24 protein-coding genes are annotated in these 21,236 nt (G+C 51.6%); all 24 read left to right on the top strand.

What is annotated here, in order from left to right:
* The 24 genes from KF749_14110 (at position 1) to KF749_13995 (ending at position 21,214) form a co-directional block, all read left to right on the top strand.
* Complete coding sequence (locus tag KF749_14110) at positions 1–945, top strand: ABC transporter ATP-binding protein (protein ID MBX2992283.1); 945 nt, start codon at positions 1–3, stop codon at positions 943–945.
* Positions 942–2,075: an ABC transporter permease gene (locus tag KF749_14105; GenBank protein MBX2992282.1), complete on the top strand. Its 1,134-nt coding sequence runs from the start codon at positions 942–944 to the stop codon at positions 2,073–2,075. Before KF749_14110 ends, KF749_14105 begins: the two co-directional genes overlap by 4 nt.
* Before the next feature lie 12 nt (positions 2,076–2,087).
* Positions 2,088–3,224, top strand: a complete 1,137-nt coding sequence (locus KF749_14100) for an ABC transporter permease (protein ID MBX2992281.1) — start codon at positions 2,088–2,090, stop codon at positions 3,222–3,224.
* Between the two features lie 148 nt (positions 3,225–3,372).
* Positions 3,373–4,062, top strand: coding sequence for an aquaporin Z (gene aqpZ, locus KF749_14095; GenBank protein MBX2992280.1), 690 nt, complete (start codon positions 3,373–3,375; stop codon positions 4,060–4,062).
* A 173-nt stretch (positions 4,063–4,235) separates the two neighbouring features.
* Positions 4,236–5,792, top strand: a complete 1,557-nt coding sequence (locus KF749_14090; GenBank protein MBX2992279.1) for a hypothetical protein — start codon at positions 4,236–4,238, stop codon at positions 5,790–5,792.
* 6 nt (positions 5,793–5,798) lie between these two features.
* Positions 5,799–7,010, top strand: a complete 1,212-nt coding sequence (locus tag KF749_14085) for a metallophosphoesterase (protein ID MBX2992278.1) — start codon at positions 5,799–5,801, stop codon at positions 7,008–7,010.
* Positions 7,011–7,084: 74 nt separating this feature from the next.
* Entirely contained in the window at positions 7,085–8,191 is a 1,107-nt protein-coding gene (locus tag KF749_14080) for a BamA/TamA family outer membrane protein (GenBank protein MBX2992277.1), read from the top strand.
* A gap of 117 nt (positions 8,192–8,308) precedes the next feature.
* Entirely contained in the window at positions 8,309–9,688 is a 1,380-nt protein-coding gene (gene mgtE, locus KF749_14075; GenBank protein MBX2992276.1) for a magnesium transporter, read from the top strand.
* A gap of 210 nt (positions 9,689–9,898) precedes the next feature.
* Positions 9,899–11,839, top strand: coding sequence for a diguanylate cyclase (locus KF749_14070; protein ID MBX2992275.1), 1,941 nt, complete (start codon positions 9,899–9,901; stop codon positions 11,837–11,839).
* A 50-nt stretch (positions 11,840–11,889) separates the two neighbouring features.
* Positions 11,890–12,087, top strand: a complete 198-nt coding sequence (locus KF749_14065; GenBank protein MBX2992274.1) for a hypothetical protein — start codon at positions 11,890–11,892, stop codon at positions 12,085–12,087.
* Between the two features lie 104 nt (positions 12,088–12,191).
* Positions 12,192–13,373 carry a phosphopentomutase gene (locus KF749_14060; protein ID MBX2992273.1) on the top strand — a complete coding sequence of 394 codons (1,182 nt, stop codon included), beginning with the start codon at positions 12,192–12,194 and terminating at the stop codon, positions 13,371–13,373.
* Positions 13,374–13,664, top strand: coding sequence for a hypothetical protein (locus KF749_14055; protein ID MBX2992272.1), 291 nt, complete (start codon positions 13,374–13,376; stop codon positions 13,662–13,664).
* Positions 13,661–14,092: a hypothetical protein gene (locus KF749_14050; GenBank protein ID MBX2992271.1), complete on the top strand. Its 432-nt coding sequence runs from the start codon at positions 13,661–13,663 to the stop codon at positions 14,090–14,092. Before KF749_14055 ends, KF749_14050 begins: the two co-directional genes overlap by 4 nt.
* A gap of 27 nt (positions 14,093–14,119) precedes the next feature.
* Positions 14,120–14,389 carry a EutN/CcmL family microcompartment protein gene (locus KF749_14045; protein ID MBX2992270.1) on the top strand — a complete coding sequence of 90 codons (270 nt, stop codon included), beginning with the start codon at positions 14,120–14,122 and terminating at the stop codon, positions 14,387–14,389.
* A gap of 2 nt (positions 14,390–14,391) precedes the next feature.
* On the top strand, positions 14,392–14,667 hold the full coding sequence (locus KF749_14040) for a EutN/CcmL family microcompartment protein (protein MBX2992269.1): 276 nt from the start codon (positions 14,392–14,394) through the stop codon (positions 14,665–14,667).
* A gap of 29 nt (positions 14,668–14,696) precedes the next feature.
* Positions 14,697–15,554 carry a sigma-70 family RNA polymerase sigma factor gene (locus tag KF749_14035; GenBank protein ID MBX2992268.1) on the top strand — a complete coding sequence of 286 codons (858 nt, stop codon included), beginning with the start codon at positions 14,697–14,699 and terminating at the stop codon, positions 15,552–15,554.
* 64 nt (positions 15,555–15,618) lie between these two features.
* Positions 15,619–16,272, top strand: coding sequence for a C40 family peptidase (locus KF749_14030; GenBank protein MBX2992267.1), 654 nt, complete (start codon positions 15,619–15,621; stop codon positions 16,270–16,272).
* Positions 16,273–16,327: 55 nt separating this feature from the next.
* Complete coding sequence (locus KF749_14025; protein ID MBX2992266.1) at positions 16,328–16,948, top strand: peptide deformylase; 621 nt, start codon at positions 16,328–16,330, stop codon at positions 16,946–16,948.
* Between the two features lie 39 nt (positions 16,949–16,987).
* Entirely contained in the window at positions 16,988–17,896 is a 909-nt protein-coding gene (gene fmt / locus KF749_14020; protein ID MBX2992265.1) for a methionyl-tRNA formyltransferase, read from the top strand.
* A 138-nt stretch (positions 17,897–18,034) separates the two neighbouring features.
* Complete coding sequence (locus KF749_14015; protein ID MBX2992264.1) at positions 18,035–18,463, top strand: hypothetical protein; 429 nt, start codon at positions 18,035–18,037, stop codon at positions 18,461–18,463.
* Between the two features lie 14 nt (positions 18,464–18,477).
* Positions 18,478–19,287 (top strand): ParA family protein, encoded by an 810-nt coding sequence (locus tag KF749_14010; GenBank protein MBX2992263.1) that lies wholly within the window; start codon positions 18,478–18,480, stop codon positions 19,285–19,287.
* On the top strand, positions 19,284–20,183 hold the full coding sequence (locus KF749_14005; protein MBX2992262.1) for a ParB/RepB/Spo0J family partition protein: 900 nt from the start codon (positions 19,284–19,286) through the stop codon (positions 20,181–20,183). Before KF749_14010 ends, KF749_14005 begins: the two co-directional genes overlap by 4 nt.
* A 34-nt stretch (positions 20,184–20,217) precedes the next feature.
* Positions 20,218–20,607, top strand: a complete 390-nt coding sequence (locus KF749_14000) for a RidA family protein (protein ID MBX2992261.1) — start codon at positions 20,218–20,220, stop codon at positions 20,605–20,607.
* Position 20,608: 1 nt separating this feature from the next.
* Positions 20,609–21,214: a hypothetical protein gene (locus tag KF749_13995; GenBank protein ID MBX2992260.1), complete on the top strand. Its 606-nt coding sequence runs from the start codon at positions 20,609–20,611 to the stop codon at positions 21,212–21,214.
* Positions 21,215–21,236: the final 22 nt, after the last annotated feature.

Raw genomic sequence — 21,236 nt, 5'->3', positions numbered from 1 at the left:
ATGTCAACGAATGCAATAGAAGTCAGCAATCTCACAAAGCGGTTCGGAAAGTTTGCTGCTGTCGATAGCGTGAACTTTTCGGTAAAGCAGGGAGAGATTTTCGGCTTTCTTGGCGCCAATGGCGCCGGCAAGTCAACGACAATTCGCATGCTGATCGGGTTGTTGCGCCCGACTGACGGAACGGCGAAAGTGGGCGGGTACGATATCATTACACAAACGGATCTGGTGAAGCTCAATATCGGGTACATGTCGCAACGCTTCTCGTTGTATGATGATTTGACCGTGGAACAGAATATCCGGTTCTACGGCGGTGTGTACGGCCTGAAGAACTTACGCCTCAACCATCGCATGGAGTGGGTGCTGAAGATGGCGGACCTGAAGGGACGGGAGGATAGTCTCACAAAAACCCTCTCGGGCGGATGGAAGCAGCGTCTTGCGCTCGGCTGTGCTATTCTCCACGAACCGAAAATCGTTTTCCTGGACGAGCCTACCGGCGGAGTGGATCCCATCTCCCGAAGAAATTTCTGGGAACTGATCAATCAGCTTTCTTCTGAAGGAATCACGGTTCTTGTCACAACGCATTTTCTCGACGAGGCGGAGTATTGCAACGATATCATTCTGATCAACGCAGGAAAATTGATAGCAAGCGGTAGCCCGGTTGAACTCAAAACCGACCACATCAAGAACCCGATTCTTGAAGTGTCGGGATTGGAGCACAATGTTGTCGACGCGCTTGAGACAATCCGTGAGCAACGTTGGGCGTTGGAGACCTCGGTGTTCGGCACGGCTCTTCACGTGATGGTGGAGGAAGAGAAAGAAGGAACGAAGTTGATTCAACAATCTCTCGCCGAAAAGCAAATCGCATCGTTCAATGTCCACAGAATTACCCCATCGTTGGAGGATGTGTTCTTGTACCTGTTGGATAGAAGTTCTTCCGGTTCATGAGTATGTTCAGAGCCCTTCGACCTATCGTTATCAAAGAGTTCCGGCAGATACGTCGTGACCCCACGACGCTCGGCATTTTGCTCGTATTGCCGACTGTGTTGATTGCGTTGGTGGGCTACGCGCTGAATTTTGACGTGAAGCATATCCCCTTGGCAATCTATGACCAAAGCAAAACAGGGGAAAGCAGGACGTTTCTCCGTCAGTTTGAGAATACCGAATACTTCACCCCTTCATTTTATGTCGGCAGCTATGACGAAATTGACGAGTTGTTTCTGCACGGCTGGGCGAAGGCGGCAATTGTCATCCCGACGGATTTCGGACGTGAGCTTCTGGCAAACCGGAGCGCGAAAGTTCAGATTCTTGTCGATGGTGCTGATGCGAATAGCGCCGGTCAAGCAATTGGCTATGCAACGCGGATGAGTATGGAATACTCCTCCCGCCTCGTGACAGAATTCCTCCAGCGAAAGGGGAGAGGCCAGTTTGTACCGATCGACTTCCAGCCCCGCATCTGGTACAATCCGGATTTATTGTCGGCCAAGTTTCTCATTCCCGGGCTTTTCGGGTTTCTCATTGCGCTGGCCGCCGTTGTGTCAACCGCATTGACTGTGGTCCGGGAAAAAGAACGGGGCACGATGGAACAACTCATGGTCTCTCCGCTTCACCCGCTGCAGGTGATTGTTGGCAAGGTCATTCCGTATTCGGTGATCAGTCTTGTCGTTGCATCGTCGGTTCTGCTGGTGGGCTACCTGTTGTTCGACATCCAAATCAAGGGAAGCGTGCTGTTGCTGTATGCTGCAATCTTTACAATGATTCTGGGGGGACTCGGTCAGGGGCTTGTCGTCTCCAGTATTACCGACACGCAACAAACGGCATTCATGGTGGCAATGCTGAGTTCGCTGCTGCCGACGTTTTTGCTGTCGGGATTTGTGTTTCCGATTGCGAGTATGCCTGTTCCGTTGCAGGTATTGTCGAACCTCGCTGTGAACAAATTCTTCCTTGTCGTTGTGCGAGGAGTGATGCTGAAAGGCGTCGGGTTCTTTGCTGTGTGGGATCAATTTCTGTACATGATGCTCTTTGCTGCCGTGACCGTGGGAATCAGTGCACGGAAGTTTAGAAAAAGAACACTCTGACAGTACAAGCGTATGCGCGATTCAATCTCTGTAATTGTAGAGATCATAAAGAAAGAATTCTACCAAATCCGTCAGGACAAGCGCATGTTGGGCGTTTCCATCATGGCGCCTATCCTTCAGGTGTTTCTACTCGGCTACGCGGCAACAACCGACATCACCAACAGTACAATGGTTGTCTGCGACATGGACCGGACGGTGGAAAGCAGGGAGTTGATCGAGAGTTTCACGACGTCGGGATATTTCATTGCCCGGTTTGCTGTTGAAAAGCCTGATGAAGTTGCGCCGTTCATCGAGGAAGCGAAGGCGAACATTGCGCTGGTTATTCCCAAAGGATTCGGCCGCAATCTGCTTGCCCGGGAAACATCGCAAGTACAAGTGATTCTCGACGGCACCGACGCGAACACGACGAACATTTTGCTGGGCTATGCAACACAAATTGTCCATGCATACTCACGCAAGATACTTGCCGAGTACAGTGCTGCAGGACGGGGAATGAGCCTACCACAGGTGTTGCCCGAACCGCGGGTCTGGTTCAATCCCGACCTGAAGAGCCAAAACTACATGGTGCCGGGCGTTGTTGCAATGGTGCTGATGATTATTACCATGACTCTCACCTCGGTAGGAATTGTAAAGGAGAAGGAAATCGGGACGTTGGAACAGATTCTCGTCACGCCAATCAAGTCATATCAGTTCATACTCGGCAAACTCATTCCGTTTGTGATTATCGGTTTTGTTGATGCGATTCTTGTTTTGGCTCTTGCACGCTTCTGGTTCGAAGTGCCGCTTGCGGGAAGCGTCTGGCTGCTGTTCGGACTCAGCGGATTGTTTCTGCTTTCCACGCTCGGTCTTGGTCTGTTCGTCTCGACCATTTCGAAGTCACAGGGACAGGCAATGATGATAGCTCAGTTCTTTGTGTTTATGCCGTTTCTGTTTCTTTCCGGGTTCACGTTTCCGATTGCCAACATGCCGGAGTGGGTTCAATATCTTACCTACCTCATTCCGCTGAGGTATTACCTGGAGATTGTGAGAGGAATATTCCTCAAGGGAACAGATGCGGCGCATCTCTGGCCTCAGGCGGCGGCGTTACTCGGCTTTGGGATTGCCATCCTCGGCCTGAGTGTGACGCGTTTCCGCCAAACCCTGGAGTAGATGCCCCGATTTTTTTGTGACAACTTCCCTTCTTCGTCACGTCTTTTGATGAGGCAACTTATCTATTGACATTGACAGCAATACCTGCTTACTTTGCACCGCCAACCACCACTTAACCCATCCACTCACTACATCATCAGGTGCAATTATGAAGAAATACACCGCAGAGTTCTTCGGAACGTTTTGGCTCGTTCTCGGCGGATGCGGCAGCGCTGTGCTTGCAGCGGCATTTCCGGGGTTGGGCATCGGCCTGCTCGGCGTGTCGTTAGCCTTTGGCTTGACGGTGCTGACCATGGCGTTCGCAATCGGACATATTTCCGGGTGCCACCTAAACCCCGCAGTTTCCATTGGTCTTTGGGCAGGCGGACGCTTTTCCTCCAAGGAACTAGTCCCGTACATTGCGGCGCAAGTTCTGGGCGCGATTACCGCTGGCGGAGTCCTGTACCTCATCGCATCGGGCAAAGCGGACTTCACAAGTGTCGGCGGGTTTGCCTCGAACGGATATGAAGCTCACTCGCCCGGGGGGTACTCGCTTGTTGCCGCGCTTGTTACAGAAATCGTGATGACGATGATGTTTCTCCTCATCATTCTCGGCTCGACGGATAAGCGCGCCCCGCAAGGGTTTGCGCCCATCGCCATCGGCTTGGGGCTCACCTTGATTCACCTTATCAGCATTCCGGTAACGAACACGTCGGTCAACCCTGCGCGCAGCACAGGCGTTGCGTTGTTCGCCGGAGATTGGGCGATTTCCCAGTTGTGGCTGTTCTGGGTAGCGCCGATTATTGGGGCATATATTGGCGCGGCGGTGTACAAGTTTATCGGCGGCTCTGAGAAATAGAACAGGTCACTCTTCCGGGATTGAGGCCGGCTCCAGCCGGTCATATTCTGCCTGCGCGGGTCAGTACGGCCCGCGCCGGTTTCATCCCACTGAATCTCTTACCGTTTGCCCTTCTCAACTCAATTCTCTACTTTTAGCTGAAGTCGTACCCTCTTGGTATTCGTTCTCTCAAAATGAACAGAATCAAGCTTTTTCCTCTCATCATTTCAATTCTCGCCGGTTGCGGCACAACGGCAGACAACGGTGGAATCGGTAAGGCGTTCGTTGTTGATCCGCCGTCTGCCTCTGTTGCAGATTCTCTTACCGTTATTCCCGGGCTCGAATACAAAGCCGGATGGTTGCATGAGGTGTTGTTCGGAAGGCATTACCGGGATATCTGGACTTCACCTGCGAAGGTGAAAGTGCTTGACCTTGCAACATTCGCAGGCGGACTGACGCCCATCAAGCAGGGGGGCGGATTCCAAACAAAGTCGCTTCGCCTTCAGGGGAGAGATGGCCGGCAGTACGCATTCCGCTCAATGAACAAAGACCCGAAAGCCGTTCTCCCGATTGAACTCCGTGAAACCTTCGCAGCCGATATCGTGCAGGATCAAATCAGTTCATCCAATCCTTCAGCCGCGCTTGTTGTTGATGTGTTTGCCGACGCGCTCGGCGTTCTCCATCCCAAACCGACGATTGTGATGATGCCTGATGATCAGCGGCTCGGAGGGTTTCGCCCGACCTTTGCCGGAATACTCGGGATCATCGAAGAATATCCAGCCGACGGCCCCGACGGAACCCCCGGCTTTGCAGGCTCTGACAAAATCGTCAGCACCATCAAGTTCTATGAAGCCCTTGAAAAGGATAATGACAATCAGGTGAACGCCGGGGCGATGCTGACAGCGCGTTTGCTCGATGTGTTTGTGGGAGATTGGGATAGACATATCGATCAATGGCGCTGGGCACGATTCAAAGAAAACGGACGGAACATCTGGTATCCCGTTCCCCGCGACCGCGATCAAGCGTTTGCGTTGTTCGACGGACTCTTCCCGCTGATTGGTGCGAGGGCAATCACGCAGTTCCATCACTTTCATGAAGAGTTCGGCGATATGAACAGCCTGACGTTTTCCGGAAGATTTGTTGACCGCCGGCTGCTGGTGTCGTTGGATAAGACACGATGGGACAAGGTGGTGGATGACGTTGCCGGTACGTTGACCGATGAGCTGATTGAACACGCAGTTCGGCAGCTTCCTCCTGAACATTACGCCTTGCGCGGAAAATGGCTGGCCGCAACGCTGAAATCCCGTCGCAATGTGCTTAAGGAAGCTGCCGATGAATATTATCGACTTCTTGCTGATTATGTCGATGTTCATTTCAGCGACAAAGCGGAATTGGTGGATGTACATCGCTTGGACGACGGCAGCACGGAAATCGTTGCATTCGATCTCAAGAAATCCGGCGATAGCGGGATTGAACTGTTTCGCAGGACGTTCCGCAAGAATGAGACTGACGAAGTCCGTCTCTACCTCCACGGCGGCGATGACAAATGCACAGTCACAGGAAGCGGCCGTGCGGGTATCGTCGTTCGCGTCATAGGCGGAGGAGGAAATGATGAACTCACAGATAAAACCCAAGGCCGCGGCATTTACTTCTATGACGACAAAGGCGAGAATAGCATTGCCGCCGGCCCGCGCACAGTTGTTGACACAAGAACATACGAACCTCCGCCTCCGGGGTTAGTTCAATATTAGAAAACGATGAAACCACTCTCTCTCTTCCTTATAGGCGCAACAGCCCTCAGTTGTTCGCATCAACGCGACATACATGAATCGGCAGAAGGCAGGCCTCTAACCGTGATTGCCATTGGCGATGCAGGCGAGCCGGGAAGTGTGCTGCGCGATAATGCGAAACTCGTTGACAACATGTACTCGGGAAGACACAGTGCCGGCCTGCCCGACGCCATGTTCTTCCTCGGCGATAATTTCTATCCGACGGGATTGAATGTTCCGGCTGACGAAGTTGACAAGAAGATCAAGAAAACCCTCGGCCCGTTTCGCGAGACTTTCGAGTTTTTGGGGAAGGAGAATGTACACGCCGTGGCGGGAAATCATGACTACTACGCCAGGAACGCTATCGAAAAATCGCTTCTCTTCGGATTGATTGACATATCGGCGGGACCGGTTGGCTTGTCGGATCGGGGGAACCAGCGTGCATCAGAAATTGAATGGTGGACGTACCACCGCAACATGCCTGCGGAGGTTGTGTATCCGTCACGTCGCGGCGGGCAGGACAGTGTACAGTTCATCATCTTCGATTCCGCGCTGCCGCTGCGAACAGACATTTCGACGTGGAAGCCCGCTCTCGACAGTCTAAGAAGAATGCTGGCAACCTCTGCGACCCGTCCCGGCATCGTGTGGCGGATTCTCATACAACATCATCCCTGGTATTCGGTTGGCGATCATGGCGGTTATTCGGTGTGGGATGATGAAGAGAACGCAATCACGTATCTCTCCAACTGCGACAAGGATTCAAACGCCGTCCGATGGTTCATGAACACCATCGATCCCGAAGATGTTTGTGCCGAGAAATATCAGGCAATGCTCAACGCCCTGCGCTCCGTTATTCTCGCCGGAGGCGTGAAAATCCATCTGACGTTAACCGGACACGACCATACGTTGCAGCTTCTTTCATATCCCGACGACGGCAGTTGTTCAAGCTGTCCGAAGGTTCACGTCGTATCAGGCGCCGGTTCGGAAATGAAGCAGGTGAAATCTCCGTTGCCGCCTCGGGAATTCACAGCGTCGCAACGCGACAAGAAAGGCGAATCACGTGGCGGGTTTGCACAGTTGCGCTTCGAAAACGACAGGCTCCGCATCGTGTTCTTTGACGGGCAGAACGGCCAGATGATTGATATGGGGGGAGGGAAGAGGGAATTCTGGATTGATAAAGAGGGCCGATTGCTTCCTTGACAACCGCAAAACTAATGTCGTATCGCCCCCGCTTTCACAGAGCAATCGCCCTCATAGGGCTCCTTTTAGCAGTAATGGTATTCCCGCAACTTGTTGCAGCCCAACAAGTTGAGGATGAAGAAGAACGGGCGAACTACCAACCCTATCGGGATTACGGAACCGACTGGCGTTGGGGCTCATTGTTTGGGATTACAGCGGAAGACGGAATTCTTGCCGGAACCGGGGCCATTGTGTACAAGTTTGCATTTCGCACGTTTCCGTACTTGTATCGGATGCAACTTGTCGGCGGACTGACGTTCAAAACAGGTCGCTTCAAGGTTGTGTACACTGCCGCTTTTCCGGATTTGGGCAAGCATATCTCGCTCGACATTCTCGCCTATGCTTCGGAGTTGGAGGTGAGAAACTTCTACGGATACGGCAATGATACGCCGAGAAATTCCGATCTCGAGAAGAACAACTTCTATCGTGTTGCGTCACGGCAGTACTTCCTTCGTCCCGAGCTTCAGGTCAAGTTGGGGAAGATAGCATCCGTCAGGTTCGGTGCTTCGTTCAAGCATTTCGAGGTTCGGCGGCAGGAAAACCGGTTTCTTTCAGGGGCAACGATCCCCGGACTCGGTGACGAGAGATCTGTACTGGGAGCCGGCCTTGAGTTTATTGTTGCGATGGTGGACGCATCTGTTGCTACTCGTGAAGGATACTTGTTGACGATCTCTATGTGGAATTTTCCCGGCCTGTTTAACGGCGCACAGCCTTTTCAGCGATACTCGGGAGATATCCGCAGGTACGTTAGCTCTGGCCCGGCAACCCTCGCGTTGCGAGTGGCGGCAGAAAAAGTGGATGGCGAGTTTCCGTTTTATGAAGCGGCTTTTCTCGGAGGTGCAGCAAACCTGAGAGGATACAATCTCAACCGCTTTGCAGGGGATGCCTCACTCACAGGAAGTGCCGAACTGCGCCTTGATTTGTTCAGGACCAAGGTTCTGCTCCCGACTCAGGTCGGCATATTCTTTTTTGGAGATGCGGGCCGCGTATATTGGCAGGGCAGATCTCCCAAAGGCTGGCACGCGGATGCAGGGGGAGGCATTTCGCTTGCCCCGCTTTCCAAAGAGTTGACTTTTTCCGTTTCTGTAGGCTCATCTGTTGAGGGAGTCTTCGTCAACGGAGGTTTCGGGTTCAGCTTCTGACTTCTTCCTCCAAAAGAAAATCTCCTTTTCTTCCCTCAAGTTGGTGATTTTCAATCGCTACCTCGCTATCTTTCATCTTAACCTCATCCCAAAAAATCCTTCAGCAGGGTGCAAGCTATGATTGGAAAAACCATCCAGCCGGAAATCCGGGCGCTGATTGAGGCGCGTGATTTCGCAACGCTCAAGGAGTTGTTTGTTGATTGGAATCCTGCCGATCTTGCTGATTTGATTGACGACCTTCCCTACGAGGATCAGGCGATAATCTTCAGGTTGTTGCCCCGTGCGCTTGCCGCCGACACCTATGAGTATCTCGCCTTTGAGAAACAGGCAAATCTCCTGAAAGCAATGGGGCGGGAGCAGGTGGCGAATATCCTGAACGATATGGCCCCCGACGACCGGACGGCTTTGTTCGAAGAGTTGCCGAGCGCCGCTGTTCAGCAACTGATTGCCCTTCTGAGTCCGCAGGAGCGGGCTATTGCCCAATCACTCCTGAACTATCCCGAAGAGAGCATCGGTCGGTTGATGACGCCCGACTACATTGCTGTGCGTCAGGATTGGACTGTTCAGGATGTTTTGAACTACATCCGCGCCAACGGGCACGATAAGGAAACGTTTGATGTCATCTATATTGTCGATGATAAGGGGAAGTTGGTGGATGACCTTCCTATCAGGGAGTTTCTTCTTGCTACTCCTGACAAAAAAGTCAGCGAAATGCTTGACGGAAACTTCGTTTCACTTCCCGTTCAGGCTGATAGAGAAATGGCAATCGAATCGTTCAAAAAATATGATCTCACAGCCCTCCCCGTTGTCGATTCCGGCAACTATCTGCTTGGAATTGTCACGGTTGACGACGTTCTACAGGTTCAGGAAGAAGAAACAACCGAAGATATCCAGAAAATAGGTGGTACCGAGGCGCTCGATCAACCCTATCTCGAAATCTCCATCCCGCAAATGGTGCGCAAGAGGGCGGTATGGCTTGTTGTCTTATTCCTGGGAGAGATGTTTACGGCAACGGCTATGGGGGTATTTGAGGATGAAATAGCGAGGGCTGTTATTCTTGCTCTGTTCGTACCACTTATCATCTCCAGCGGGGGAAACTCCGGTTCGCAGGCGGCAACGCTGATTATCCGCGCAATGGCGTTAGGGGAAGTAACGCTTGCAACATGGTGGCGCGTGATGCGCCGGGAGTTTCTCACCGGCTTATCGTTGGGAACAATTCTGGGGATCATCGGTTTCATGAGAATTGCAGGATGGTCGTTGTTTTCAGATGTTTACGGGGAGCACGCGATCCTGATTGCTCTGACCGTGGGTTCCAGCCTTATTTTCATAGTGATGTGGGGATCACTGACCGGTTCCATGATGCCCTTTGTTATGAAGCGGCTTGGCGCAGACCCTGCAACTTCGTCTGCTCCGTTTGTTGCCACACTGGTGGACGTAACCGGTGTCATCATCTATTTCAGCGTTGCCGCATTTCTTCTTAGAGGAACGCTGTTATAAACGCTTCGAAATCACACTGATTTTTGTACATCCCCCGTTATCTGATGCCCGAAAACGAGTGCAATGAAGCAATATTAACTCCTCAAATCTCGTCATTTTGTTGACTTTCCTTTGCTAATTCCTTACTTTTCAACGGTTTTAGCTTGCCTGAGTGTACCTGTTCAGGCCGCACAGAGAAAACAAGAACGACCGATGGTGGCGTTGCCCGCAATGGCTGAATTGATTTGGAAGAAGATTCGCACCGTCCAAGGCATTATTGCGCTGGCTATTTTCAGTACGCTCATCATTGGTCTTTTTCTTGGTTCGCCGGTGGGGCGAATTGTCAGCGGCATCGGGGCACTTGTTCTTGCGGCGTATTTGCTTTACGTGCTGAAGCGTGATGGTGTGTTTGATCCGGGAAACAGGCCGCAACGTGCAAAACGGCAAGGTGAAACTACACAAGAGGAATTGTATTCACAATCTGAAGGGGACATGAAAACGCTGCTCTTCGATGATTTCCAACCGACATCCGCTGCCGGATATGTTGTGAAGGAGATTACACAGGAGGAGGCAGTTGTTCCTTCGACAAGAACAGTTCAACCTGTTGTGTTGGCGAAGGAAGAGAAACCGAAAGAATTTGATATTTCGGACTTCTTTGACCTGGAGTCCGATATATTCCGGAACGAAACGGAGCCGCGAAGCGAGTTCAATTTTCTGCTGAATAAGCTTCTGGCGGCGATGAAGGATGTGTTGTTTGCCAATTCGGTGGCGTTTTTCTGGGCAAACCGCGAGAAGCAGCAAATGGTGCTGGAAGCGAGAATCACAAACAGCACAAACTTCATGCTCGTGAAGCGCTACTCGATTGACGAGGATGTCGTGAGTCAGGTTGCGCGAACCGGCAAGCCTCAAGTGTTGGGAAGAATTTCCCCTCTTGCAGAAAAGGAGCTGGTCCGACACTACATTGTCGGAGAAGGCATCAAATCGCTGATAGTTGTTCCGGTGTTTTATCTTACAGGCCAAAACAACGGCGAGCAGTTGCCTGAGGGGGTTATCGTCGCCGACAGCAAAGCGGAAGACGCATTCGGTGCCGAAACTCTCTCGATGATGGGTCAGTTTACGAAGGTTGTTTCCGCCCTTATCAAAAGTTACACAAACAAGTACGACCTGCTGCTTGATTCCGAAGTTCTGACGTCGATTCGGCGGCTTCAGGATCGGGTCAAGTCGGATCGCAGCGAGCAGACGATTCTGGACTCCCTCGCGGAAGAAGCAGGCAAGTTGCTGAATTGGGATGTTCTCGCAATCACGATGTACTCCGAGGAACTGAACAGTTGGGCGGTGCAGAATGTTGTGAACAGGAACGGCATGTCGTATCCCGAGCCGAACGATGCTGTTGATTTCAGCGACAGCATTGTCGGGAAGTCAATACGTTCAAACTCGCTGACGCATATCACCGATCTGGAGTCGGTGCCACAGATTCGGTTTTCGTCGGACGAGACGATTTCGCTTCGGGGCTCGTTTCTCTGTGTGCCGATCAGTTCGTTGAATCGTTGCTACGGCGCGTTGACACTCGAAAGCGGCAACAAGTTTCAATTTTCCCCAAACGAAGCGGAAACCATCTACCGTCTGGTCGAAACTGCCGCCGAGTTGCTCGAAGTGCTGTATATGAACGATCTCGTGAAGGAGTTCATCTCCGTCGATCAGACGACGGGCTCGTTGACGAGAAAACACTTCAACAAGAAACTTGAAGAGGAAGTACAGCGGGCTGAGGATTTCGGAACGGAACTCTCGATGGTTTCCATTGCCGTCGACGGTATGCAGGAACATCTGAACCGCTACGGTAAAGACGGATTTGACGGAATTCTGAATCAGGTTGCCGGACTTGTCCGGGCCAACATCGAGCCGTACGACGTGATTGGACGTATGGACGCAAACACGCTGAATGTTATTCTCATGAATACAACGGCCAACGATGCCTATTTGTGGGCCGAGAAAGTGCGCAAGCATATCGCCAGCAATATCATCGTATTGGGCGGATTGAGTTGTTCGGTAACGGTCAGTGTTGGCGTTTGCGGACTGAACAGCGGGATGAAGAAAGATGAACTGGTTGCAGGAACATCGCAAGTGTTGCACAAGGCAATCGAAAGCGGCGGAAACCTTGTTCGCATATTTTAGACTTGATCTATCAACAAGAAATTGTATTTTCGAAATAATCAGGAACAGCCATGGCAAAACAACAATCCTTCGCCGACAAAGCGGCAAAAGCCGCTGCACAAAAGGGCTCAAAATGCCCTGTTTGCGGCACAATTTTCCAACCTTTACTCTTTGTCTCATCCGAGCAATCAAAAACGACGAGCAGCGTGAAGTTCAATGAACGTCGCGTAAACGTCTGTAAATGCAACGAGAAGATGGTCTACAACTGATTCTCTGAACTCTTCACATCAGAAGTGTGTGAAGAGGTACCATCTGCATTTCAGGAAATGTTAACCCCTTCAACGAAGGGGGCGCTTGGAACCGGAGATAAACAATTTCAGCACAACGCAAACTCGTATTGATTATTCTCGACGGAGTCGGAATCGGGGAGCTTCCGGATGCACACCGCTATGCCGACGAAGGAAGCAATACGTTATCCAATACCGCAGAAGCTGTCGGAGGGCTGCATCTTCCTAATCTTCAGTCACTCGGCTTGGGAAACATTGCGTCAATCAAAGGCGTCAAACCTTCGGCAAGGCCGCTGGCGAGTTTTGGAAAAATGGCTGAAGTGTCGAAAGGAAAAGATAGCACGACGGGACATTGGGAGTTGGCGGGACTTATTCTTGAGAGGGAGTTTCCGACATTCCCGAACGGGTTTCCCGATTCCCTGCTGAAACAGTTCTGCAAGCGTACAGGCAGTAAGGGGTATTTAGGAAACAAAACAGCATCCGGTACCGCAATCATCGAAGAGCTCGGCAACGAGCATGTACGAACAGGTTTTCCGATTGTGTATACCTCGGCGGATTCCGTGTTTCAGATTGCGGCTCATGAGGAAGTGATTCCGCTTCCACAGTTATATGAAATGTGTGAACGGACACGTAATGAAGTCTGTGTCGGCGATTTTTCAGTCGGGCGTGTGATTGCCCGGCCGTTTGTTGGAACAGAAGGCCATTTCACTCGTACAACCAACCGGCGTGATTTTTCGCTGCCGCCGGCCGGGATCACGATTTTGGACCTCCTGACCCATGAGGGTATCGAAACCGTCAGCATCGGGAAAGTCGATGATCTGTTTGCTGGAAGAGGTTTGGCGAAGAAGATTCACACGAAAAGCAATGACGAAGGCATCGCGGCGATAATCTCGGAGTCTTCCAGAATACAACAGGGGTTCATTTTCACAAATCTGGTGGATTTCGATACATTGTACGGTCATCGCAACGACCCGCTGGGGATGGCCAAGGCGTTGGAGGCGTTCGACAAGGAACTTCCCCGCATTCTCGGAACGCTCGGCAACGACGATCTGTTGGTTCTCACGGCGGATCACGGCAACGATCCTGTTACGCCGAGCACGGATCATTCACGCGAATATGTTCCGGTGTTGTGCTTTGCAAAGTCGAAGCAGCCGGGCAGCAACATCGGAACGCGATCAACATTTGCGGATATCGGGCAAACCGTGGCGGATTTTTTTGATGTAAGGAACAATCTTGCGGGGACAAGCTTTCTGGGCGAGGTGATGTAAGTGGAGAAGAAATCCGTGCAAGAGTTTGATTGCTTTTTGGAACAGGACGGTACGATCGCCGTTCCGCGGGAAATAGCCGAGAGATTCTCCGGCTCGAAGCTCCATGTTCTTTTGGAGAGGAAGGAGATCAGCGACCGTCTCAAGAAAAACAACGTAACCGAAGGGGAGATAGAACGGATTTCAGCTCTGCAACTTGAAACGCGGGAACAGGTAATCAAGTTCTTGCTGAGTCAAGGAACGCTGGCGAAACGAGCATCGAACGGGCGACGCCGAAAAGAGGCGGCCCTTTGAGTGTCCCGAAGATTGTGGTTCATACAGACGTCCTGCTCGAACACTTGACAACGAAGAATTCTCATTCCGTGCTTCGTCTCGCAATGGGCAGGTTCTTCTGCTACACAACGGCGTATCAGGCAATCGAATTGTTTGCGATGGCAAAGTCGGAAGAAGAGAAGAACATCGTTGAAGACTCGATGGCGGCGATGAAGGTGTTGGGCTTGAATCCCAAAAACGCCCGTAAATACGGCGAACTAATGGCATCAAACAAGAAGGCAGATCGCTGGAATATTCTGATTGCAGGACTCTGTATCGAAAGCAGGCTCCCCCTTTTGACAGACAGGAGAAAGGATTTCAAGGGCATAAGAGGCCTCGTTGTTGTTCCGACAAAACTCATTGCAGAGGGGAAATCGGGTCAGGAGATTCTCAGAACAGTGCAGCGCTGATGTTGCACGCATCAATATGAGTGAACTATGATACTGGGCAAAGTTGTTGGTACCGTATGGGCAACCCGCAAAGATGAGGAGCTTGTCGGCATGAAGTTTCAAATCGTCAAGCATCTCGATCTCGATTACAGGCTGAAAGACACATTCGTGGTTGCGGTGGATACCGTACAGGCAGGTGTCGGTGATGTCGTGTTGATGTGCAGCGGCAGCTCGGCGCGGCAAACAATACTGACAAAGAACAAACCCGTGGATGCCGTCATCATGGCCGTTGTTGACAAGATTGACGTCACGGGGTAGAAATGTTTTTAGCAGAAGTCATAGGGACTGTTTGGGCAACACGCAAGGATGAGAACCTGCAAAGTTTCAAGCTGCAATTCATCCAGCCGCTGAACGGCAAACGTGAAAAAACCGGCGACCCTATCGTAGCAGTAGATACAGTAGGCGCAGGGCCTGGCGAAACGGTAATGTATATCACTGCCAGGGAGGCCGTCATCCCGCTTCCGGTCGAGATGGCGCCGGTTGATGCAAGCATTGTGGGAATTATAGACAGAATTGACAGAGAAGCAGATCTCTGATTTCGAGTTTTTGAACATCAAGGAGAAGAATGGGTAAAGCAGCAAAACAATATACCAATCGCGAAAGCCAGTCTCTTGACAAATATCTTCAGGAGATTGGTAAGGTCGATTTGCTGAAGTCTGACGAAGAGATTGATCTCGCACAACGCATAAAGAAGGGAGACCAGCGGGCGCTCGAAAAGCTGACAAAAGCGAATCTTCGCTTTGTCGTGAGCGTCGCGAAGCAGTACCAAAACCAGGGACTCTCGCTCGGAGATTTGATTAACGAAGGAAACCTCGGCCTCATTAAAGCGGCGAAACGATTTGACGAGACACGCGGATTCAAATTCATCTCCTACGCCGTGTGGTGGATTCGGCAGTCGATTCTTCAAGCGCTGGCCGAACAATCCCGCATTGTCCGCTTGCCTCTGAATCGTGTAGGCGCGTTGAACAAAATCGGCAAGGCATTCAGCACGCTTGAACAGGAATTCGAACGCGAACCGAGTGCAAGCGAACTCGCCGAAGAGTTGGATATGTCATTGTTCGAGGTCTCCGATACATTGAAGATCTCAGGACGCCATCTTTCGATGGATGCCCCTTTCGCTCAGGGTGAGGATAACCGTCTTCTTGATGTTATTCAAGATGAGCGTCAGCCCTCTCCCGATTCCGAGTTGATGAAAGAATCGCTGAGCAAGGAAGTGGAGCGGGCGCTCTCGACTTTGAGCGACCGGGAGGCCGAGGTTATCCGGCTCTACTTCGGGCTCGGGCGTGAACACTCGCTCACGCTCGAAGAGATTGGCGAGAAATTCAAGCTGACGCGTGAGCGAGTCCGCCAGATAAAAGAAAAGGCCATCCGGCGGCTGCGTCACGCTTCGCGCAGCAAGCAATTGCGAGCGTACTTGGGCTGAATCAAAGCCTCCCGCGGGAGGCTTTGCCTTTTGCACAGGAAAGGCACAACGCATTCAGGGAGAGATGTTCCAAACCGTAATTTTGAATTCGTGGTTCAATGCAGCCCTGCCGGTCTCGGCCGGCGTTCTTGTCATGCTCGTACTGGGAGGATGCGCCGGTTCCATCCCGACACGGGGAGAATATGAAGGTGAGAAGAGACTCGGGGTCATTCAGGAAGAGGATGAGTTCAAGTTCATCACAAAGATCCGAAGAGAAAGCGCCCGTGAAGATGACAGGAAGGTATCGCCTGAAGTTCTCAGCCAACTCGGCTCGTCGGAAGAATATGACGCAAGTATTCCCGAAGGCCTGAATCGCGATAACTTCCTTCTCGAAGTTGTGCGGTATCTTGGTGCGGAGTATTCCTATGGGGGCAATTCACGAAACGGGATTGATTGTTCGGGTTATACGTGCCAGGTGTACAAAAATGCCGCCGGCAAGTTGCTCCCGCGATCAACAGCGGAGCAATTCCGCGTGGGCAGCGAAGTTCAGAAACGAAATCTCCGGTTTGGCGACCTCGTGTTCTTCAACACTACAGGACGTTCGCCATCTCATGTAGGCATTTATATTGAAGATGGCGTGTTTGCGCACGCCAGTGTGATTGAAGGGGTTACACTTTCAACTCTTGAAAGCACATATTACAAACGGCGATTTGTCGGTGCACGCCGGGTAATTGAATAAGTTCAGGCTGCACACTATATTGATGTGGAAATAGACAACGATTCGGGATTGTACATTGGCAATCTTACCCATCTACATATACGGTCAACCGGTATTGCGCAAACGGGCAAAACCCGTAAGGGCGGTTGACGAGAACATGAAGACCTTCGTTGACTGCATGTTTGAAACAATGCATCACGCCAACGGTGTAGGGCTTGCCGCCAATCAGGTGGGCTCCCTCGATCGTGTGATCGTCGTGGATGTTTCCGATGTTGATGAAAAGAAACATGAAGGAGTGGGAGAAGCCGCCGACTCGATGCCCCGAAGCATCAACCCGGGACAACCGAAGAAATTCGCCCTCATCAATCCTGAAGTCGTCTCGGCTACCGGCTCGGCGAAAATGGAGGAAGGTTGCCTCAGCATTCCGGAAATCCGTGACGAGGTGGATCGGGCCGAAGTCATCCGCGTCAGATACAAAAATGTGGATATGAAGTTGCAGGAAATTGAAGCAAGCGGATTGCTCGCTCGTGTGATTCTTCACGAGATCGATCACCTTAACGGAATTCTCTTCATCGACAAGCTCGGCGTTGTCAAACGGAAGTTGCTTCGCGGAAGGCTGAACAAACTCGAAAAGGGTTTCTTCGAGGTGCATTACCCGACAGTCAGTGCGCACGATATCGTGGATCAGGAACAATAAACTGCAGGAGATTTCCCCGTCGCAACAAACATTGTGTTTATGGGGACGTCCGAATTTGCCGTCCCGAGTCTCGAGATCCTCCTCGCCAACGGCTACCCGATTTCCGCAGTCGTTACAGCGCCCGACAAGCCCCGCGGCAGGGGACAAATTCTCTCTCCAACTCCAATCAAATCCGTTGCCCTCAGACACGGGCTGCCTGTTCTACAGCCCGAATTTCTCCGCGACCCCGAATTTACATCAGCCATCCGGGCATTGCATCCGGCTCTCATCGTTGTTGTTGCATTCAGAATTCTCCCAAAAGGGATTTTCTCCATTCCATCTCTCGGCTCATTTAATCTTCATGCATCGCTACTCCCGAAATACCGCGGCGCAGCGCCGATTAACTGGGCAATCATCAACGGTGAAAAAGAAACCGGCGTGACGACATTCTTTCTTGAAGAAAAAGTAGACACCGGCACCATGCTGCTGCAGGCCCGCGTTCCGATCAAGCCGGACGATGATGCCGGCTCGCTGCACGATACGCTTGCCGAAGTCGGCGCCGAGATTGTGTTGCACACTGTGAGACTGATTGAACAGGGAAAGGCGGTTCCGCGCAAACAAGATGATACGTTAGCTTCTCCCGCTCCGAAGCTCTTCAAACAGCATTGCAGGATACACTGGAACCAGCCGGCAGAGAAAATTCATAATCATATTCGCGGACTCTCTCCGCTGCCGGCTGCGTTCACTATGCACAACGGGAAGGTGATCAAACTTTTCCGGACGCTGCTTACCGACAGAAAATCAGATGCAGAACCCGGAAACGTACGGGTTGAGGGGAAGATGCTGCATGTTTGCACCGCCGACAACTTCATTGGTATAAGTGAATTACAGCTGGAGGGGCGCAAGAGAATGGGAACTGAGGAGTTTCTTCGCGGATACCATCTCACATCGGGTGAAAAACTCACATAACCGACAGAGCAATTTCATTGCAAACCAGTGTCAAAAGGCGTATCTTTTTTGGCGTTTAGAGGTTTCACGCCGTTTCACACTCGCCCGACTTGAATGGATTTTCTTTTGTGGAGTGCACGAAGTCTGCACGTATTCTCCGTGGTAGTTTGGTTCGGCGGAATGCTGTATCAGGCGGTTGTGACATCACCGGTTGCCCGCGTCGAGCAGAGGCAATTTGATCCATTCGTGCGTCATTTGTTGGGCAGGTTTCAGCCGTTTGTGTGGATGTGTGTGTGGACAATACTGGTTACGGGAGCGGTATTGATGCTGTTCGACCCCCGCTTTCTGTTTCTGAATTTCGAAAGCTTGTGGTCGGTATTGCTTGCCGCGAAACAGCTTATCTTTGTACTCATGGTTTTTTTTGGATTCGGATACGCGAGAATGTGGAGCCGCCTTGAATCGGCACTGGCGGCGGGAGAACCGGATGAGCAGGCTATCCGGTTTTACAAACAGATGCTGATGTTCGGTAAGATCAACGTGGCGTTGGCCATTATCGCGTTGTTGGTGGCGTCAGGTATGAGTTCATAAAAGGAAGGAATCTGTTGGGCAAGATCATCACTATTGCGAATCAGAAGGGGGGCGTCGGAAAGACGACGACGGCGGTCAACCTTGCGGCGTGTGTGGCCGCGGCGGAGAAACGTACGCTGCTTGTGGATGTCGACCCGCAATCGAATGCAACAAGCGGCGTCGGGTTCGAAGGCTCGTCTGAAGGATGCAGCAGCTATGAGTTGATAGTCGGCAATCTCGCCCCTTCGACTGCAATCGTAAAAACGCAGATGCCGTACCTTTCGCTTATCCCTTCTCACATCAATCTCGTCGGCGCTGAAGTGGAAATGGTCGACTTGGAAGATCGCGAAAAGCGCTTGAAAGCAGCACTCGACGCAATCCGCAGCGACTACGATTTCATTTTTGTCGACTGCCCGCCTTCACTCGGCTTGATTACGCTGAATGCCTTGACGGCCGCCGATTCCGTGTTGATACCCGTGCAATGCGAATACTACGCGCTCGAAGGATTGGGGCAACTTCTCAACACCATTAATATGGTCAAGAAGCAGTTGAATGAACAATTGGATATTGAGGGTGTATTAATGACGATGTATGATAGCCGGCTCCGCCTTTCCAACCAGATTATCGAAGAAGTGAAAAAGTACTTCGGAGAGAAAGTCTTCCGGGCGATCATCACTCGCAACGTCCGGCTGAGTGAAGCGCCGAGTTTCGGCAAGCCGATTATTCTGTACGATGCTGTTTCTGCGGGAACGCGCAACTATATGGATCTTGCCCAGGAAGTTCTCGCGAATAACAATCATGCTGTGCGTATCGTGCAGACACATCCCCGGGAGAATGAACAATGAGAACAAAGCCTGTGCTCGGGCGTGGTCTCGCGTCGCTTATTCCGAGGCCAACTGTCCCGCTCGTCGGCAGACAGGATGACGGGGTAACGAGCGACACAATTGCCAACATTGACGTCGGGAAAATCAGGCCGAACCCCTTTCAGCCGCGGGCGGATTTCGATCCGGTGGAATTGGATGAGTTGAAACGCTCGATACAGGAGAAGGGCATCATCCAGCCGATAACCGTTTGTCGCGTTGATGGCGAGTATCAGTTGATATCGGGTGAGCGGCGGTTGCGCGCTTCGCGTGAGGCGGGTCTTTCACAAATTCCCGCGTACATTATCAAGATACACTCCCGCGAGGAATTGCTTGAGCTTGCATTGATCGAGAACTTGCAGCGTTCCAATCTCAATCCAATCGAAATCGCCATCTCCTACAAACGTCTCACGGAAGAACTGAACCACACGATCGAACAGGTTGCGCAGAAGACCGGCAAGGATCGTTCCACGATCACGAATTTTTTGAGATTGTTGAAGCTGCCGGAGAATATTCAAACAGCCGTTCGGAAAGGCGATTTGAGTGCCGGACATGCCCGTGCCCTGATTACGATAGACGACCCGTCCCTGCAACTGCATATCTTTCATAAGATTATGTCGAAAGGCTGGTCTGTCCGTGAAGTGGAAAAGGCCGTCCGCGAAAGCGGGCGCAGCAAAGCACGTGGCAAATCAGCTCGCCGCTCCGCCGGTTCAACTCCAAGCAACGCGCTGGCGAGCATCGAAGAGAAGCTCCGCCAGAAACTGGGAACAAAAGTTGAAGTAAAAGACATGGCAGACGGCAAAGGCCATATTCTCATCGAGTACTATTCGCTTGATGACCTTGACCGCCTTCTCGATCTTTTTGCAACGATTGAGTCATAAGTCATTTCTCGCATTCCATAAGACGTACACGAACATGAAAAAGCAAATCATCAAAACCACAAAAGCTCCCGGCGCCATCGGGCCGTACAGCCAGGGAGTTGTGCATAATACGCTGTTGTTCACGGCCGGACAAATCGCCATCAATGCTGAAACGGGGCTTGTGATTGAGGGAGATGTGAAGGCGCAAACCCACCGCGTGCTGCAGAACCTCAAGGCAATTCTCGAAGCCGCAGGTACATCAATTGACAACGTCGTGAAGACAACTGTTTTCATCAAGGATATGAACGAGTTCGCCGCAATGAATGAAGTATACGGCGAATACTTCAAGGAGAATCCGCCGGCACGTTCTACCGTTGAGGTGGCGCGGCTGCCGAAAGATGTACGTGTGGAAATTGAAGCGATTGCCGTCATCGAAAAATCGTAACATGATACGGGCCGGGTGGTGGTGCCTGTTGGCAGCGACGCTCGTCTGCTCGCCCGCAGCGTCGCAAGAGGAAACTCGCCCTTATTCCGTTACACGCATTTCTCCTCAAGACTCGGCCCGTGCAGTCAACCTCCTGATGGAGATGAGCGTGAAGCAAATCGACAGTGTTGCGAAGGCGGAGCAAACGGGCAAATCTCCCGGTTTGGCGCTTGCGCTTTCCGCCGTGCTTCCAGGTGCCGGTCAGTTCTACAACGAATCCTACTGGAAAGTCCCCATCCTGCTCGGCTTCGGTTACTATTTCGCTTCGCAATGGATTGATGCGAATGACAGCATCAAGCATTACCGCAGACTCTACGGCGAAAGCATCACACCTGAAAACAGCGCGGGCAACCCGACGTATTCCCGTTTACGCGAAGACTACAAGGATATCCGCGACACATTTTCCTGGTACATCTTCATCTACTACCTTGTAAATCTTGTTGACGCATACGTCGATGCCAGCTTGTATGATTTCAATGTTGGAGATGATCTGTCGATCCGGCTTATGCCGGAATTCGACCATCAGTACAGTCACAGCGCAAGGCTAAGACTTAGGATCGGCTTTTAGAACCTGGAACCCCAGGAACTCT

It is taken from the genome of Bacteroidota bacterium (assembly GCA_019637975.1).
Classification (GTDB): Bacteria; Bacteroidota; Ignavibacteria; order UBA10030; family UBA6906; genus CAADGV01.
The sequence above is the reverse complement of the archived record's forward strand: the minus strand, read 5'-3'. Positions and strand labels throughout refer to the sequence as shown.

Excerpts from the sequence above, each read along its gene's own strand:
- KF749_13995 (MBX2992260.1), top strand. The coding sequence starts at position 20,609 with ATGATACGGGCCGGGTGGTGGTGCCTGTTGGCAGCGACGCTCGTCTGC.
- KF749_14085 (MBX2992278.1), top strand. The coding sequence starts at position 5,799 with ATGAAACCACTCTCTCTCTTCCTTATAGGCGCAACAGCCCTCAGTTGT.
- KF749_14080 (MBX2992277.1), top strand. The coding sequence starts at position 7,085 with ATGGTATTCCCGCAACTTGTTGCAGCCCAACAAGTTGAGGATGAAGAA.
- KF749_14105 (MBX2992282.1), top strand. The coding sequence starts at position 942 with ATGAGTATGTTCAGAGCCCTTCGACCTATCGTTATCAAAGAGTTCCGG.
- KF749_14000 (MBX2992261.1), top strand. The coding sequence starts at position 20,218 with ATGAAAAAGCAAATCATCAAAACCACAAAAGCTCCCGGCGCCATCGGG.
- KF749_14100 (MBX2992281.1), top strand. The coding sequence starts at position 2,088 with ATGCGCGATTCAATCTCTGTAATTGTAGAGATCATAAAGAAAGAATTC.
- aqpZ (MBX2992280.1), top strand. The coding sequence starts at position 3,373 with ATGAAGAAATACACCGCAGAGTTCTTCGGAACGTTTTGGCTCGTTCTC.
- KF749_14005 (MBX2992262.1), top strand. The coding sequence starts at position 19,284 with ATGAGAACAAAGCCTGTGCTCGGGCGTGGTCTCGCGTCGCTTATTCCG.
- KF749_14070 (MBX2992275.1), top strand. The coding sequence starts at position 9,899 with ATGGCTGAATTGATTTGGAAGAAGATTCGCACCGTCCAAGGCATTATT.
- KF749_14045 (MBX2992270.1), top strand. The coding sequence starts at position 14,120 with ATGATACTGGGCAAAGTTGTTGGTACCGTATGGGCAACCCGCAAAGAT.
- KF749_14065 (MBX2992274.1), top strand. The coding sequence starts at position 11,890 with ATGGCAAAACAACAATCCTTCGCCGACAAAGCGGCAAAAGCCGCTGCA.
- fmt (MBX2992265.1), top strand. The coding sequence starts at position 16,988 with ATGGGGACGTCCGAATTTGCCGTCCCGAGTCTCGAGATCCTCCTCGCC.
- mgtE (MBX2992276.1), top strand. The coding sequence starts at position 8,309 with ATGATTGGAAAAACCATCCAGCCGGAAATCCGGGCGCTGATTGAGGCG.
- KF749_14040 (MBX2992269.1), top strand. The coding sequence starts at position 14,392 with ATGTTTTTAGCAGAAGTCATAGGGACTGTTTGGGCAACACGCAAGGAT.
- KF749_14090 (MBX2992279.1), top strand. The coding sequence starts at position 4,236 with ATGAACAGAATCAAGCTTTTTCCTCTCATCATTTCAATTCTCGCCGGT.
- KF749_14030 (MBX2992267.1), top strand. The coding sequence starts at position 15,619 with ATGTTCCAAACCGTAATTTTGAATTCGTGGTTCAATGCAGCCCTGCCG.
- KF749_14110 (MBX2992283.1), top strand. The coding sequence starts at position 1 with ATGTCAACGAATGCAATAGAAGTCAGCAATCTCACAAAGCGGTTCGGA.
- KF749_14035 (MBX2992268.1), top strand. The coding sequence starts at position 14,697 with ATGGGTAAAGCAGCAAAACAATATACCAATCGCGAAAGCCAGTCTCTT.